Annotated in this window: 17 protein-coding genes; 9 read left to right on the plus strand and 8 right to left on the minus strand. The window is 33.9% G+C overall.

What is annotated here, in order from left to right:
• The first annotated feature begins 89 nt into the window (after window positions 1-89).
• Together ACNRYB_RS04105 and ACNRYB_RS04110 are read left to right on the plus strand one after the other, a co-directional pair.
• A complete protein-coding gene (locus ACNRYB_RS04105) occupies window positions 90-824 on the plus strand; it encodes a metallophosphoesterase family protein (RefSeq protein WP_129747831.1) in 735 nt (244 codons plus the stop codon).
• Between the two features lie 48 nt (window positions 825-872).
• Complete coding sequence (locus ACNRYB_RS04110) at window positions 873-1,400, plus strand: DUF6646 family protein (RefSeq protein ID WP_129747830.1); 528 nt, start codon at window positions 873-875, stop codon at window positions 1,398-1,400.
• A 126-nt stretch (window positions 1,401-1,526) separates the two neighbouring features.
• Here the strand turns inward: ACNRYB_RS04110 and ACNRYB_RS04115 are convergent, their stop codons facing one another.
• The 5 genes from ACNRYB_RS04115 to ACNRYB_RS04135 all read right to left on the minus strand — a co-directional run bounded on the left by ACNRYB_RS04115 (window position 1,527) and on the right by ACNRYB_RS04135 (window position 7,288).
• Window positions 1,527-2,180, minus strand: a complete 654-nt coding sequence (locus ACNRYB_RS04115) for a CoA transferase subunit B (RefSeq protein WP_473729317.1) — start codon at window positions 2,178-2,180, stop codon at window positions 1,527-1,529.
• 79 nt (window positions 2,181-2,259) lie between these two features.
• Window positions 2,260-2,961, minus strand: coding sequence for a CoA transferase subunit A (locus tag ACNRYB_RS04120; RefSeq protein WP_129747828.1), 702 nt, complete (start codon window positions 2,959-2,961; stop codon window positions 2,260-2,262).
• A 164-nt stretch (window positions 2,962-3,125) separates the two neighbouring features.
• Window positions 3,126-5,426: a penicillin-binding protein 1A gene (locus ACNRYB_RS04125; protein WP_129747827.1), complete on the minus strand. Its 2,301-nt coding sequence runs from the start codon at window positions 5,424-5,426 to the stop codon at window positions 3,126-3,128.
• A gap of 10 nt (window positions 5,427-5,436) precedes the next feature.
• A complete protein-coding gene (locus tag ACNRYB_RS04130) occupies window positions 5,437-5,916 on the minus strand; it encodes a gliding motility lipoprotein GldH (protein WP_111368181.1) in 480 nt (159 codons plus the stop codon).
• Window positions 5,900-7,288, minus strand: coding sequence for a PSP1 domain-containing protein (locus ACNRYB_RS04135; RefSeq protein ID WP_473729318.1), 1,389 nt, complete (start codon window positions 7,286-7,288; stop codon window positions 5,900-5,902). Before ACNRYB_RS04135 ends, ACNRYB_RS04130 begins: the two co-directional genes overlap by 17 nt.
• Before the next feature lie 298 nt (window positions 7,289-7,586).
• On the opposite strand from ACNRYB_RS04135, the gene ACNRYB_RS04140 reads away from it, so the two are divergent.
• The 7 genes from ACNRYB_RS04140 to ACNRYB_RS04170 all read left to right on the plus strand — a co-directional run bounded on the left by ACNRYB_RS04140 (window position 7,587) and on the right by ACNRYB_RS04170 (window position 14,552).
• Window positions 7,587-8,003: an SMI1/KNR4 family protein gene (locus ACNRYB_RS04140; protein WP_129747823.1), complete on the plus strand. Its 417-nt coding sequence runs from the start codon at window positions 7,587-7,589 to the stop codon at window positions 8,001-8,003.
• Window positions 8,004-8,134: 131 nt separating this feature from the next.
• Window positions 8,135-8,971 (plus strand): hypothetical protein, encoded by an 837-nt coding sequence (locus ACNRYB_RS04145; protein ID WP_473729319.1) that lies wholly within the window; start codon window positions 8,135-8,137, stop codon window positions 8,969-8,971.
• Between the two features lie 620 nt (window positions 8,972-9,591).
• Window positions 9,592-10,371, plus strand: a complete 780-nt coding sequence (locus tag ACNRYB_RS04150; RefSeq protein ID WP_129747821.1) for a DKNYY domain-containing protein — start codon at window positions 9,592-9,594, stop codon at window positions 10,369-10,371.
• Between the two features lie 196 nt (window positions 10,372-10,567).
• The gene (locus ACNRYB_RS04155; RefSeq protein WP_473729320.1) at window positions 10,568-11,749 is read left to right on the plus strand and encodes an ankyrin repeat domain-containing protein; all 1,182 of its coding nucleotides are present in this window, start codon (window positions 10,568-10,570) and stop codon (window positions 11,747-11,749) included.
• 35 nt (window positions 11,750-11,784) lie between these two features.
• Complete coding sequence (locus ACNRYB_RS04160; protein ID WP_473729321.1) at window positions 11,785-13,131, plus strand: ankyrin repeat domain-containing protein; 1,347 nt, start codon at window positions 11,785-11,787, stop codon at window positions 13,129-13,131.
• 19 nt (window positions 13,132-13,150) lie between these two features.
• The gene (locus ACNRYB_RS04165) at window positions 13,151-13,693 is read left to right on the plus strand and encodes a hypothetical protein (protein WP_473729322.1); all 543 of its coding nucleotides are present in this window, start codon (window positions 13,151-13,153) and stop codon (window positions 13,691-13,693) included.
• Window positions 13,694-13,799: 106 nt separating this feature from the next.
• Window positions 13,800-14,552 carry a hypothetical protein gene (locus ACNRYB_RS04170; RefSeq protein WP_473729323.1) on the plus strand — a complete coding sequence of 251 codons (753 nt, stop codon included), beginning with the start codon at window positions 13,800-13,802 and terminating at the stop codon, window positions 14,550-14,552.
• A gap of 56 nt (window positions 14,553-14,608) precedes the next feature.
• Here ACNRYB_RS04170 and ACNRYB_RS04175 read toward each other — a convergent pair whose 3' ends face one another.
• The 3 genes from ACNRYB_RS04175 to tnpA form a co-directional block, all read right to left on the minus strand.
• Window positions 14,609-14,839: a ferredoxin gene (locus tag ACNRYB_RS04175; protein WP_473729324.1), complete on the minus strand. Its 231-nt coding sequence runs from the start codon at window positions 14,837-14,839 to the stop codon at window positions 14,609-14,611.
• Entirely contained in the window at window positions 14,839-16,080 is a 1,242-nt protein-coding gene (locus tag ACNRYB_RS04180) for a peptidase U32 family protein (RefSeq protein ID WP_473729325.1), read from the minus strand. Before ACNRYB_RS04180 ends, ACNRYB_RS04175 begins: the two co-directional genes overlap by 1 nt.
• A gap of 274 nt (window positions 16,081-16,354) precedes the next feature.
• Window positions 16,355-16,786 carry an IS200/IS605 family transposase gene (tnpA, locus tag ACNRYB_RS04185; protein ID WP_129747816.1) on the minus strand — a complete coding sequence of 144 codons (432 nt, stop codon included), beginning with the start codon at window positions 16,784-16,786 and terminating at the stop codon, window positions 16,355-16,357.
• Between the last annotated feature and the right edge of the window lie 19 nt (window positions 16,787-16,805).

The following is a 16,805-nucleotide window of genomic DNA, read 5'->3' on the forward strand; positions in this document are numbered from 1 at the left end:
AATCATATCAATTTTTAAAGAATGCGAATTCGATGAGTCCAAACCAATTATTCTTTCTATTTTTGTTCTTCTACTCGAAAAATTAAATAATGCGAACATTTGTTATAGGTGACATTCATGGCGGATTACTTGCACTTGAACAAGTTTTGTCAAGAGCCAAAGTTACTACTGAAGATACCCTCATTTTTTTGGGCGATTATGTTGACGGCTGGAGTCAGTCTGTTGAAGTAATTGACTATTTGATTGATTTAAAAAGCAAACAAAACATCATCTGCATAAGAGGAAACCATGACCAGCTTGCTTTGGACTGGTTGGAAGAAAGACACGATGATTTTGATGAGGAAATGTGGTACAAGCATGGCGGAAAAGCTACAGTTGAAGGCTACGCTAAAATTTCTGCGGAGAAAAAAAGAGCTCATATCGAATTTCTAGAAAATCTTCAGGATTATTATCTTGATGATCAGAACCGTTTGTTTGTTCATGCTGGTTTTACCAATTTGAATGGTGTAAAATGGGAATATTTTTCAAAACTATTTTATTGGGACAGAACACTTTGGGAAACAGCTCTTTCATTAGACCCAAAATTAAAAGAAGACGACTTACACTATCCTAAAAGATTTACCGTTTACAAGGAAGTTTATATTGGCCACACACCTGTTACCCGAATCGGCGAAACAGTTCCTGTAAATAAAGCTTGTGTTTGGAACGTAGATACAGGCGCTGCATTTAGAGGTCCGCTTACGATTTTAGATGTCGACACAAAGGAATATTGGCAAAGTGAACCATTAAACGAACTCTATTTTAACGAAAAAGGTAGGAATTAATTTATTTAAAAATTACATTTGCGCCACAATAATTAATCTTAAATTTTTATGAAAAAGGTTATTACACTTTTGTTCTTAGTGACATTCGGATTTGTTAATGCTCAAGAAGCTTTCAAAGGAAAGGGAGATATTAAAGTAAACGTAGGAGCTAATTTACAAGATGGTGGTTCTGGAATTCAAGGTTCTGTTGATTTTGGTTTAGGAGAAAATTTCTCTTTTGGTTTTGTTGCTAACTATATCCTAGGATTTGATAATTTTAATGGTTTCTACCATGGCAGCACAAATCCTTATCACGATGCTGAACCAGATTTCTCTGATCGTTTTGATGCAAAAGCAAGAATCAATGCTAACTTATCTAGTGTAATTGGTGTAAAAGAATTGGACGTTTACCCTGGATTAAGCTTAGGTTTACATAATTTCGGCGGACATGTTGGTGGTCGTTATTTCTTTACTGACGGATTTGGTGTTTTCACAGAAATCGGGTTCCCAATTGCAAAATACGGTTCAAATAATGATCCTTTTTATCATTTGAATAATCAAGCTACTTTTAGTTTAGGAGCTTCTTTCAACTTATAGTTTTTTTGCCACAAAGGCACTAAGTCACAAAGTTTTTTAAAAGATAAAACCGCCTTATTGGGCGGTTTTCTTTTTTTTGCTTTAAAAAATTTACTTTGAGTCTTTGTGCCTTTGTGGCAATTTCTCCTAAATAGACATCTCAGGAATTTCGCCTTCAATGATCAAATCAGCTTCGGTTGAAGCGATGATGTGCTCGACGGAGACGCCTGGCGCTCGTTCTAAGAGCTTAAAACCTTTTTCAGTTACTTCGAGAACCGCAAGCTCCGTTACAACCTTTTTAACGCATCCTACACCTGTTAATGGCAAAGTGCATCGTTTCAAGATTTTTGACTCTCCTGCTTTGTTAACGTGCATCATGGCCACGATGATATTTTCGGCGGAAGCCACCAAATCCATTGCGCCTCCCACTCCTTTTACCATTTTCCCTGGAATCTTCCAGTTAGCAATATCTCCGTTTTCAGAAACTTCCATAGCTCCAAGAATTGTCAAATCTACTTTCTGGCTTCTGATCATTCCAAAACTGAAAGCCGAATCAAAAAAACTTGCACCCGGAAGCGTTGTGATGGTTTGTTTTCCTGCATTGATAATATCTGCATCTTCTTCTCCTTCAAACGGAAAAGGTCCCATTCCAAGAACCCCATTTTCACTTTGAAATTCTACCGCAATATCTTCTCGAACATAATTTGCTACTAAGGTCGGAATTCCAATTCCTAAATTAACGAAGTATCGGTCTTTTACTTCTTTAGCAATTCGTTTTGCTATATCTTCTTTTGTTAACATATCTCTAATGTGTTAATTAGTCAATTTGATCATTAGATAATTTGCTTGAATTTTCTAATTGACAAATTATCTCAATTATCTAATTTCTAGCTCTTACAGTTCGTTGTTCAATTCTCTTCTCAAATTTTTCTCCCTGAAAGATACGCTGTACCATAATTCCCGGAATATGAATTTGATTTGGATCTAAAGAACCAACAGGAACCAATTCTTCGACTTCTGCAATTGTAATTTTCCCTGCGCCCGCCATACAAGCATTGAAGTTTCTTGCTGTTCCTTTGAAAATCAGATTTCCCGCTTCATCGCCTTTCCAAGCCTTCACAATAGCAAAATCGGCTTTGAAAGCTTCTTCCATAATGTGCATTTTTCCGTTGAATTCGCGAGCCTCTTTTCCTTCTGCCACTTCAGTTCCGTAGCCTGCGGGTGTAAAGAATGCCGGAATCCCGGCTTGAGCCGCACGACAACGTTCTGCAAGAGTTCCTTGTGGGGTTAATTCAACCTCTAATTCCCCAGAAAGCATCTGACGCTCAAATTCTGCATTTTCTCCCACATAAGAAGAAATCATTTTTTTGATCTGCTTTTTCTGAAGCAATAATCCCAAACCAAAATCATCAACTCCTGCATTATTAGAAATACAAGTTAAATCTGAAATCGATGTGTTTACCAATGCTGCAATTGTATTTTCAGGAATACCGCATAATCCGAAACCGCCAAACATGATGGTCATGCCATTTTCAATTCCTTCAATAGCTTCCTGAACGCTATTTACTTTTTTTGTTATCATAACAAACTATCTTTATTGCTGAATATTTTTGATAAAAATAAGATTTTTAGATTGAATTATAACGATTTCGTAAAAATAAAACCAAAATAAAAATCCCTTTACTAATCTTCTAAAAAGAATTGTAAAGGGATTGAAATAGTTAGATAAATCTTATTGCAACTTTGTTACAATTCAAACTCATCGGTGTTTTGTTCGGTTTGTGTAGTATCTTTTACGACAGCTGGCCTTTGATAGCAATCTACTTTTATTGAAAGGTTTGCTGGACGTTCAAATTCAGATTTTGAAATCTGAAGATCTTTATCGGCGTAACACTTTTTCATATAATAACCCCAAACTGGTAAAGCTGCAGTAGCTCCTTGTCCGTAAGTCAAACTTTTGAAACGTGCTGAACGATCTTCACATCCAACCCAAACTCCAGTTACTAAGTTTGGAACCATTCCCATAAACCAACCATCAGATTGATTTTGCGTTGTTCCTGTTTTACCTGCAATTGGGTTTGTAAACATATATGGGTAACCTGTCCAACGGTTGTCTCCACTTCCTCCGCCTTGCGTACGTAAACGTACACCTGAGCCACTTTCTGTTACCCCTTGAAGCAATTTAATTACTGCAAAAGCAATATCTTTATTTAAAACGTCATGAGACTCCGGAATTGGTTCGTAAATAACCTCACCACTTTTGTTCTCAATTCTGCTTAAAAACTGTGGTTTTACATAAACTCCTTGGTTTGCAAATGTGCTATATGCCGCAACCATATCTTCAACCGTAATATCAACTGCACCTAATGCGATTGAAGGCTGAACCGGAATTTCTGTTTTAACTCCTAATTTTTTAGTTAATTCTACAACCGCTTCTGGACTTGTTCTGTCAATTAATTTAGCAGAAACTGTATTGATAGAAGCCGCCAAAGCTTGTTTTAAAGTCACCATTCCTCTGTATCTATAATCAGAGTTTCTTGGCTCCCAATCTTCTGTAACGTGGTGACGACCTTTGTGAATCATAAACGGTCCGTCCAAAATAGAATCGCAAGGAGACATATTCAGTTCCTCGATTGCAGTTGCATAAACGAAAGGCTTGAAAGTAGAACCAACTTGTCTTGCTCCTTGCCCTACGTGATCGTATTGGAAATATTTGTAATTGATTCCTCCAACCCAAGCTTTAATTGCTCCTGTCTGAGGTTCCATTGACATTAAACCAGATTGCAAAAAGTGCTTGTAATAACGAATAGAATCTAATGGCGTCATTACTGTATCTCTTTCTCCTTTCCAAGTAAAGACACGCATTTTTGTTTTTACTTTGAATGAAGCAATGATATCATCTTCGCTTTTGTCCATTTCTTTCATTTGTGCCCATCGAACAGAATTCTTCATCGCCTGCATCATAATTCTGTCTGTCTCAGCTTGCGTGATATTTACGAAAGGAGCGTTTTTATTGTTTTTTTGATCAATGAAAAACTGCTGTTGAAGGTTTTGCATGTGAGCTGCAACCGCTTCTTCAGCATAAGTTTGCATTCTAGAATCTATCGTTGTGTAGATTTTAAGTCCGTCTTTGTAAATATCGTAATCCGATCCGTCTGGTTTTTTATTTTCTGCAACCCATTTCTTCATGTAATCACGAAGATACTCTCTAAAATAAGTCGCTATACCCTCACGGTGGCTTTCCAGTTTAAATTTCAACGTAATTGGCAATGCTTGAAGTCTTTCTTTTTCAGCTTCTGAAATCATTTTTGCTTTTGCCATTTGAGATAAAACCACATTACGACGGTTTTTTACTCCTTGTGGATTACGAACAGGATTGTACAGTCCTGAGTTTTTGAACATTCCAACCAAAATAGCCGATTCGTCTATGGTCAAATCTTTTGGATCTTTAGAAAAATAAGTTTGCGCTGCAGAACTAACTCCAACAGAATAATTTCCGAAATCATAAACGTTGCAGTACATCGCTAAGATTTCATTCTTTGTATATTGTCTTTCCAAACGAATGGCGATAATCCATTCCTTTATTTTTTGTACAATTCTAAAAGGCAAAAACTTAGATCCTTCACCATGAAACAACTGTTTTGCAAGCTGTTGTGTTAAGGTACTCGCACCTCCATTTGTTCCTAAACTAAAAACAGCTCTTAAAGTTCCACGTCCGTCAATTCCCGAATGTTCGTAGAAACGTGCATCTTCAGTGGCAACAAGCGCTTCAACCAGATTTTTTGGCAAATCTGAATATTTAAGCTGAGATCTGTTGGTTTTGAAATATTTACCTAACACCACTCCGTCAGAAGAAATAATCTCTGTTGCAAGATTAGAATCTGGATTTTCTAAATCTTCAAACGAAGGCATAGAGCCAAATAAACCCCAAGAGGCAAATAAAAAGAAGGCCAAAACTCCTAAAAGAGAGTATGCAAAAACTCTCCAGAATTTCTTTTTATAGTAATTAATATCCTTATTTGATTGATTGTTTTTTTTAGCAGCCATAACTATTTATCTAATCTTTTTGTTCTATTCTAAAACCAACGTCTGTAATTCCTTGTAAAGCTTCAACACCAGGAATTTTACCCGATTGTCTAACAGCTTGTTTGATGTGAACTTTGTATTTTCCTCTAAACTTTACATCTTCTTTATAATACAGTTTACTTTCTTTTATATCTGAAAATCCGTTTCCAAGTAATGTTCCGTCAGGCTCAGCCATTTGGTATTCTAAGGTATCCACTTTTGTAAACCCGTTTGGCATTTCAATTGAAACAATCAAAAACAAATTATTAAACGGATAATTGTTGTTATCTCGTATGTTTACAAAAGCATTGTATCTTTTTGTAGAATCTAAAACCGGCAAATCAAAGGTTATAATACTGTCTTTGTGCCAAGCACTTCCGACAGATTTATACTCATCGAATACTCTTTTTTTGTCGCACGAAAAAAGAAGTATCGCTGCCAACAGAAGAATTCCGCTATTTTTTATTCTCATTTTTAGTATTCGTTATTGGTTTTCTAGGTTCAGCAGGTTTATTTTCGTTAGAATTCTGCTTATTCGGATTATTTTTATTCGAATTATGCTTCTTCTTATTCTTATTCGGATTGTTTGGCTTATTTCCATTGCCATTGTTCGCGTTTCCATTATTCGGATTATTATTTCCTGCTAGTTTAGCGTTATTGGCATTTTTTTCCTGCTGTGGTTTTACTGGAGTTGCAACGCCAGCTGGTTCAGCGTTTTGTTTACGCTTGCGATTTGGTTTTTTCTTTCTTTTTGGCTGGTCAAAACGAGTCAAGCTCTCTTGCCCCATTGCATTATTGAAGTCTTTTTCTGGTTCTGAGGTAACCTCAACAGCAAAATCTTCTAAAGAAGAGACTTTGTTTTTCAGTTTGTTTTCTGCAATAATTTCTTTTACCTGATCAATTTTTAAAACGTGCCAGTTTGCGAAATTATTTGTGTAAGCAAACCACATTAATCCTTTAAAAATATCTTGTTTTTGGCAAACAGCATCTCCTTTTTCAGTGATTAATTTTGTGTCATAATCAGGAAAATCTTTTAATGCGTCCATGTAAGTGTCTAATTCATAGTTTAGACAGCATTTTAATTTTCCACATTGCCCTGCTAATTTCTGCGGATTTAATGATAATTGCTGATAGCGTGCTGCAGAAGTATTTACACTTCTGAAATCTGTTAACCAAGTCGAACAGCAAAGTTCACGTCCGCAAGAACCAACTCCACCCAAACGAGCCGCTTCCTGACGGAAACCCACTTGTTTCATTTCTACTCTAGTGCTGAATTCTTTAGCAAAATCTTTAATCAGCATTCTAAAATCGACACGATCATTTGCTGTGTAGTAAAAAGTCGCTTTTGATCCGTCTCCTTGAAATTCGATATCCGAAATTTTCATTTCCAATTTGTGCTGAATCGCCAATTCACGTGCACGAACTTTCATTGGTTCTTCACGATCACGAGCTACAGACCAGATGTCAATGTCTTTTTGAGATGCTTTTCTATAAATTTTTGGAACATCATTACTTTCATAATTCACTCCCTTTTTCTTCATTTGAATCTTTACCAATTCTCCTGTAAGGGTCACAATTCCAATATCATGTCCTGGCGAAGCAACAGTTGCTACAATATCGCCAATACTTAAAGTTAATTTCTCTGAATTTCTAAAAAATTCCTTGCGTCCGTTTTTAAAACGAACCTCAACACAATCAAAAATCGCCTCTCCATTAGACGGACTCATGTTAGAAAGCCAGTCAAAAACCGTCAATTTATTGCAGCTATCGGTGCCGCAAGTCCCATTATTTTTACAACCTTTTGGTGCGCCACCATCTGAGGTTGAACAACTTGTACATGCCATAATTATATATGTAGTGCTGCCAAAACGCAGCTTAAGTTCATAAACGTTTGATCGGTAAAGATAGTATTTTTTTTATTTGGCTATTTATAGATTAGTTGTAAAGGGTTGTTAAATAAAAAATGACTGGATTTATAAAAATAACTTATCCAAAATTCTCTGCAAAAAACATTCTATTCTTCTCTAAATAAAAATCTTATTCTGTTTGTTTTATGACTTATTGAGGTCGTTTTTAATTTTTTTCGAAATTAATTTTGCATTTCTTTTGAAAAGAAAAAATTAGAACCCTATCAAAAAAATCATGAAATTAATTCTTGAAGAATCTGAACAAAAACTAACTATAAAAGAAATTAGTGAATTTGAAAAACTTTTTAATTGTTCCTTACCCAATTCATTTAAAGAATTTTATCTTTTAAATAATGGAGGTCATTATACAGAAGAAAATCAAAACCGTTTTATCTTAGGTGGATTTAATTCAATAAAATATGGAGATCTTCCTATTGAAAAGCTTTATACAGATTTAATTGAAGATTTCAATAAATTAAGTCAAATGATTCCATTTGCATATGATTATGGAGGGAATTGTTTTCTATTATCTTTAAAAAAAGAAGATTATAATTCAATATTTCTTTGGTTAATGGATGAAAAAGAACTTGTATTTGTGTCTCGATCTTTTGATTTATTTATTTCTGATTTGAAAAATGATTGTAAAGGATAATTCGGTTTCTCTACTCAAGCGAGCATGAGAACACAAGTTTTATAAAATTGAGATTATTGATTTAGAAACCGTTCATGAGCAAGATGCTCGCGCTAGCAGGAGATAATCAAAAACATAAACTTTAATTTTAAATGGATTCAAAACAATTATTTAGATTATTTAACAGCAAGTTTTTTAAGGCAAATTGGTTGGATGAAAATGGCAAATTGGCTCAAAACGATGGTGAAGTAAAATGGTTTTATTGTGGAATTAATCAAGATTTTAATTCCGAAATAGTTAACGAAACAATTAATAAAACTTTTGAAGAAGATGAAGTTTATCTCTTTATTTCATCAAATAAAAGTTCATTGGTTTCAAAATCAATTGTTGTCGAAGAAATCGGCAAAATGTTGCATAAAAAAGAAATTGGTGTAATGAATAAATCATGCACAAAAATTATCCATTTTACTACCTACGGAGTCTTTAGTAGTGGAATAATTAGAGATTTTCCTAAAAGCCGTTTAAGAACTGTTGGAACACCTCTAAAGGTAGTATTTCACGCAAACATTTTGGATTCAAGCACCGAGAAAGTTGCGGATGCCATTGAAGATCATTTCTCTAATCTTGAAGAGGAATTACACAGAGATTATAGCGGCATTTTGGAACATCTTTGGATTGATTTAGAATTAGTTGAAAGTCATTTAAAAAGTAGGGATTCTTGGCATTTTCGTTTTCAAAAAAGAGTTGATAATCCAGAATCTCATACCGAATTATACTCCTACAACGTAGGTCATTATAGTGTTAAACCAGATTTTGAAAAGCTAAGAAAGCTTTCATCTGAAACATCAATTTGCTCATATATATTTGAGTTATTATATGAATCGACTCAAGTTTTAGTCAATAAGCAAAAAAAACTTGATGGATTTAATGCAACTGCATTTCGACAGGATTTTTTATCTGCTTGCAAAAAGTTAGGATATATTGATTGATAAAACCCCCATAGTAAAAACCCTATTTTTCCTTCAAAGCAAAATAGGTTTTTTTCTTTAAATATAATTTTCATCTATTTTTTTTCAAAAAATCAGACGGAAATAGAACCTAAAATATACTTTCTGTCTATTTTATACTCTAAAAAGCTATTTTAAATTTTTATCCTGAAATATATTTCTCATTTTTATGTTTTATCTTACAACGTGGTTTGTTAAGTCAACAATTACAAACCAAACTTGGAATTAAAACTTATAATCATTTTTAAATATATTTCGAATGCAAACACAAAACCAGATTGAAAATTTCCTTTTTCAGGAAAAATTTGACAAGGCCAGAGAATGCCTAAATAACGGAGAAACCTTTAATGATCAATATCTTAAAAAACAATTTTTCTCAAATATCTGCCAAAATTATAGAAACCCGATAGCGCGGATTTGCAATCCGTGCCCGCAACAGTAAGACGCAAAACAAATCATTAAAATAAAAGTTACACAAATTAATGTACTTTTAAATTTACAAAGAGAATAAACCAATCTTTGAGGGCACGGATTGCAAATCCGCGCTATCCTTGCTGAGATAAATCTGCGCAATCGGGAAAAACTTTTTAACGAAACAAATTATGAATAATATCTGGAAAAAAGTAAGAACTGTAACATTACCAAAACCTGGAAATGTCGGCACCATAGAAAAAGACGAAACATACTATTCACTAGATGGAAAAACTATTTTATATAATGGATATATCATAAAAGATGCAGACTTCGAAACCTTTGAATATTGCTTTAGTTTTGCAAAAGATAAAAACAAATGTTACAGAGCTGATTCTATATACAAAGACGCGGATCCAAAAACTTTTATAGTATTAAATTATCACTTTGCTAAAGATAAAAACAATATTTATTCACTAGGCGGTATCGTGAAGAACCTAGATTATCAAACCTTTGAAATATTAGATTGCGAATATATATCGAGCAGTGACGAAATAAGGAATTCAAAATTATCATTTAGCAGCGATAAATCTGGTATCTGGTGGATGGATTATTATTCATACAAACCGGTTTTAATAAAAGGTACAAACAAAAGTACCTTCAAACGAATAGATGAATGTTTTTCTAAAGATGATAAACATATTTATTTCGGTGGCACACGCCTACCAAAAGCAAATCCCTTAACGTGGAAAAGATTGCATGAAAACACCTATTACTCCCAAGACCTAAATAGAATTTATTTTACTAAAAACTTACTAAAACAAGCCGATGTAGATACATTCGAAGTACTGTCAATTCCAATAAACACAGGATTATTTTCTTATGCCAAAGATAAAAATTGGGGTTATATGACTGGTAGTGTAATATCTCACGAAGAATTGGAGCAAATTATTAAAGAAGGCCTTTGGTAAGCTTTTGTTCAACACTTAAATCTAAATATAAAATACTCATTCTCTCTCTATTTCTTAACACAAAAACCCCTTTTTAATTTTAATCCTAAAATATATTTACGATTTTTATGTTTTATCTTACAGTACGGTTTGCGAAGCCAACAATTACAAGCCAAATTGCAATTAAAACTTATCATCATTTTTAAATATATTTCAAATGCAAACACAAAACCAGATTGAAAGTTTCCTTTTTCAGGGAAAATTTGACGAGGCGAGAGAATGCCTAAATAACGGAGAAAACTTTAACGATCAATATCTTAAAAACAATTTTTCTCAAATATCTGCCAAAATTATAGAAGCCAAAGAAATTGATTTCATTGAAAGACTAATAAAAGCGGGTTTTATCGAAACTGATATCTACGAATTGGACAGTTTTGACAAATCTATATTCAATTCTCTTTTCCGAAATATAAAAAATGACGATGAATCCCTTTCTTTTTTCAAAGAAATAATGGGGAAAGTGGACAATTTTAACGACGAAATCAGCGATCAGACTTTATTGGGATACGCTATCGAAAAAGAAGCAGTTCCAGAATTGATTAAAATTCTAATAGAAGATTTCGGTTGCAATGCACAATACAAAAACAATGCGCAGGAAAATCTAATTCATAAAATCGTAAATAATTATTCCCTAAATGCCGAAAAAGGCAAAGAATATATTAAAATACTTCTAGAAAACGGTGTAGACATCAATGAGAAAAATATTGTGGGTACAACGCCATTAATCTGCGCCGTTAAAAGAAACAGAAAAGAACTTCTTCCATTTTTATTAGAAAATGGAGCTGATCCTAATGAAACTGATAATCAGGAAAACAGTGCTTTTTATTACGCTGCAGCCGAACAGTTTTCTTTTCCGATGTACGAACTTTTGGCAGAATCATCATCGGCTAATTTTAATAGCATCAATAAAAATGGAAAAACTTTACTTACAGAGTTTATCCGAATGATGTCTGATTCTGAATATGATTTGAATTCATTACAAAAACTATTATCAGATGGAGCCGATTTAAATCACAGCGCTCAATATTACGGAAATCCGAAATCGGGTATAGATTATATTGTTGAGAAAAAATCAGGCATTTTAAAATCGGTACTTGACAGCGGATATATTGACGTTAACGAACAAGACAATCAAGGAAATACCATTTTGCATAAAGTTTGCGCCTATAATGTTAATTACGATGCAGAAATGGCAAAAGAAACTTATAGAAAAGTAAAACTGTTATTAGATCATGGAGTAGACATTTCGATTGCGAACGATAAAGACGAAACTGCTTTAATGCTTGCTTCTGGAGACAACCTGAAGATTAAAACAGTTGAACTTTTGATGAAACAATAAAACGATCATTTACTTAAAATTACCCAAACATGTCAATGTCATTTATAGTTGCCTGCGAAAACGGGAACCGAAAAATAGCCGAATTGTTGCTTCAAAATAAAGAAGTAGATGTAAAATATACCGACGAACAAGGTAGAACAGCTCTTCATTACGCCGCACACCGCGGTTATCTCGATATTGTGAAAATTCTAATCGAGGAAGTTGCCGATATTAACTACGAAGATCATCAGGGAGAAACGCCTTTGTATTTTGCCTGTCTTCAAAAACAAAAACAAACTGCACTTTATCTTTTAGAAAACGGAGCAGAAATCACGAAGAATGATAAATACGGAAATAGTCTACTGCATTTAGTCGTTCAGACGGCTCAAATTGAAATTGCAACAAAGTTGCTTCAAGCCGGAGTTGATGTTAATTTACTGAATAACAATGGAGAAACTCCGTTATTGTTGGCTTCGGCAAAATTAAATAGAGAAATTATCCAATTGCTTTTAGACAATGGAGCAGATATTAACGTTACGGATAAACAGGGAAATACACCACTTATTTACGCTTGTTATACCAAATCTATTCCAATGGTGACATTGCTTTTAGATAATGGTGCCGATATAAACCACGCGAATCATTCTGGTGAAAATGCACTTTTAATTGCTTGTTATGAGACCAATAGAATGTTAGCTAAATTATTGATTGAAAGAGGCTCAGATGTATTTACTTCAAGCAATACTGGATATTCTCCTATTTGGTACGCTTGCGCGAATAATCAGAAGGAGATTGTGGCCTTGTTTTTAGAAAACGGAGTTGATGTGAACTACAGCAAACCTGTTGCCAACGATACTTCATCTATGAATGATTATTTGGATTGGATTGTAAGCGCCACAAATATTTCAAACGAATCGAGTTTTACTTTGAACAGTTCATACACGTATGGAGGAGAAAGTCTGCTGCATGTAGCAACCAAAAAAGGGAACTTAAGCATGGTTAAATTGCTTATCGAAGCTGGAGCAAACATCAATATTCAAGACGAATCTGGAAATACGCCACTTCATTATAGCGCCGCAAACGGAAAGAAAGATGTTGTAAAATACTTACTGGACAATAAAGCCGATGCATCAATCGTAAACGTGAAAGAACAAAAAGCGATAGATTATTCGAATGTAAAAGGCTTTAATGAAATTACAGAACTGATTCTGAAATACGCTCCGTCAGGAACTGTTGTAAATCCAATAAATACTCCACAGCAACCCGAAGCACCAAAAGCCGAAGTTTCAAATTCGATGGAAGCAAAGAAAAAAGCATTATTAGATTTAAAGGAACTTCTAGATGCTGGAATCTTAACTTCGGAGGAATTTGATGCCGAGAAAAGTAAAATTTTAAAAGGATAAATAATAAATAAATTCAAAAATGAAAAAAATCTTAAATGCCACAACTCTATTTTTAGTATTAATTGCCGGAAGCTTAGTTTCTACATCATGCACCAACCTTTCACCAGAAAAAACCTTTGAAATTGCCGCTTTAAATTCGAATTTATTATCTCGTTTTGGAAGTAAAGAAATCAACGAAAAGCTGCAATCTGAAGCACAAGTTTATGATGAAACTCAAAAAAAGATGATTCCGTCTACTTATCAAGATTCTTTTAAATATGATATAACTAATTTAGAAACCCGATTAAAAACTATTCAGGACATACCGGAAGATGAAGACAACAAAGAGCTTCTTCAGGCATCGAAAGACTTATTTACTTATGCAATTGCGAAACAAAAAGAAGGTTATTTGCCAATTGCTAAACTAAAAGACGAAAAAGCTTCGCAAGAGCAAATTGAAAAAGCAATTGAAGATTTCGACGCTTCAACTCAAAAGGATATAGATGCGAAGTTTACCAAATTGATGAATGTTGCACAAACTTATGTTGATAAGCATAATATCAATGCTAAAATTGGAATTTAATATTTTCAAACAAAACCTAATCTCATCAAGAAATAATAGCAGGAAAAAGACGTCCAATATTATTTCTTGATGAATTATAAAGCTCAATCTACTTTAAAACCTAAAGATGATAAAAAACTACTTATCAATTACTGGAACAGTTTTTCTGTTGTTTACAATTATCAGCTGTAAAGATTCTAAAACTGAGGTTAAAGAATCAAATACGGAAGTGACCGAATTAAAAGAAATTCCAGAAGTTGAAGAACCAGCTATCGAAATCAAAAAAGACATTTCAGACTTTATACCTAAAAACTATGTTCCTTTTGATACAATTAAAGGCGATTTTAATAAAGATGGCCTGGAAGATTGCATCTTGATTATTAAAGGGACAGATAAAAGCAAAATAATCCAAGATGAATATCGTGGCGAATTAGACCGAAACCGAAGGGGAATCATAGCATTATTAAACAAAAAAGGCGGTTATGAATTAGCCTCTAAAAATTACAATTGTTTTTCTTCTGAAAATGAAGATGGCGGTGTTTATTATGCCCCAGAACTTGACTTTGAAATAAAAGATGGAAAATTATATATAAACTACGCTCACGGAAGATACGGTTATTGGAATTATACTTTCAGATATCAAAACAATGATTTAGAATTGATTGGCTACGATTCGAGCGAAAACCATGGCCCGATAGTTCTTTATAAAACCAGTATAAACTTTTTAACCAAAACGAAAATAGAAAGTGAAAACATAAACAGAAATGTGGAAGACAGCGAAGAAGTTTTTGAGAAAACCGAGATGAAAATAAAAAGATCAAAATTGATTAAATTATCTGAAATCAAAGATTTTGATGAACTGCATCTTTACGATGAATAATAAAAACCCCTATTTTGTATTACTACAAATAGGGGTTATGTTTTAAAACGCATTCCTTAGGCCTCTTTAACTGTAATAATCTTCACTGGACAGGCTTTTGCCGCCAATTCACAACTTTCAACAATCGAGTGATTCGGAGATTTTAAAGTAAAAAATCCTTTTCCATTCCGCGAATGAACAAGAACTGATTTTCCGTCCTTTTTTGACATTTGAAAATGCACTGGATCCATCTCGACACAGTAATTACAGCCAATACACTTATCTCTTTGTAATGTTACAATAACCATTAGCTCTCAACAATTTTATATAATTTGTCCGACATTCTGATTCGGAATGGCAATTTAAAACTGCAATCATCTCCTTTTGTGGCTTTTTCGCCAGCAATATCATTTACAAACATTTCATTGATAATCATTTCCTGAGCCCCTGTGCTTGGGCCTGTGACTAAGATTTTATCTCCGATTTTAATATCATAAGCTTCAATTTTGAATTGTCCAACCTCAGCTTTTGGGAAATAATGGGTTCCTTTTCCAACGTAAACCTTTTTCTGAGTTGCTACAGATCCCGGAATATCACTCCACTCACCTAATTCTTGACCTAGATAATAACCTGACCAGAATCCGCGATTATAAACGGTTTCTAAAGCTTTCATCCAAACTGCGGTTTTTTCTTTTGAAAAAGTTCCATCGTAATACGCATCAATTGCTTCACGGTAGGTTTTGGTTACCGTTGCCACATATTCTGGCGTACGGCCGCGTCCTTCGATTTTTAAAACCTTAATTCCAGAATCAATTACTTGATCCAAGAAGTCGATTGTACACAAATCTTTTGGCGACATCATGTATTCGTTATCCAATTCGATCTCAAAACCTGTTTCCTGATCGATAACGGTATATTTTTTTCGACAGTTTTGTTTGCAAGCACCACGATTCGCTGATGAATTATGCGAATGCAGACTCAAATAACATTTTCCTGAAACGGCCATACACAAAGCACCGTGACCAAAAATTTCGATTTCAACTAAATTTCCGTTCGGCCCTTTTATCTGTTCTTTCTCAATTTGGTCGGTGATATTTTTTACTTGACGTAAACTCAGTTCACGACTTAGAACCATTGTATCTGCAAATAAGCTATAGAATTTAATGGTTTCAATATTCGTTACATTCAATTGGGTTGAAATATGAACTTCCATTCCAGTCGACCTTGCCATAGTAATTACGGCTTGATCAGAAGCTATTACTGCTGTAATATTTGCCTCTTTAGCTTTCGTCAATAATGTTTTTACGACTGATAAATCGTGGTCGTAAATAATAGTGTTTAAAGTAAGATAGCTTCTAACGTTTTTTGCTTTACATCGATTGGCAATTTCTTTTAAATCATCAATCGTAAAATTGACTGTCGATCTTGCACGCATATTAAGCTGTTCAACTCCAAAATATACGGAATCACAGCCATTATCTAAGGCAGCTTGAAGTGACTCAAAATCTCCAGCTGGAGACATGAGTTCAATTGTATTGTTAATTGTCATTTTCGGTTTATTATTCAAATGACAAAAATAATGTGGGTATAGATTAGATTCCTATGATTTATATCATGGTTTATATTTCAAAAATTATTCGTAGTAGCCCTATTATAAATAATTTGCTATGTCCATAATTGTAACGCAATCTTTATCAAATATAGCCCACGGTTTCAACCGTGGGAACACAATAGGCATCCTTAACGTTACGCAACAATACGTTTCCCACGGTTGAAACCGTGGGCTATGTTGTATATTGTGATTTTTTTATCATGAGATTGATTTAATTTTCAAACCCATGCAGTTTTACAAATTCATCAAATTCCTGCTGTCCATCCTTTTTGAGATGATGTTGCTTTTGTTTTTTAATGTAATTAAAAACAAGATTAAGTTGAGACTCGCTTACAGCAAAAGCCGCATAGCCCTTTTGCCATGCGAATTTTTCAAGAATTAGATTTTCTCCATTTATACAATGAGATGAAACTCCTTTCGCTTGACGAATTACATCCGAAATAGATTTTTGGGGATTCAATAAAAACAAAACATGTATATGATCAGGCATTCCGTTTATGATTCTAACAGGACAACCCAATTCAATTAACTCATTGTGAATATAATCGTGTACCTTTTTTTCAATTGAAAAGTCAATTAATTCCTTACGGTTTTTGGTTGACCAAATGGCGTGAATCCATAATTTGGCAAAAGAATGTGACATTGTAAAGTAGCGTTAAAAA

It is taken from the genome of Flavobacterium sp. CR10 (genome assembly GCF_055814415.1).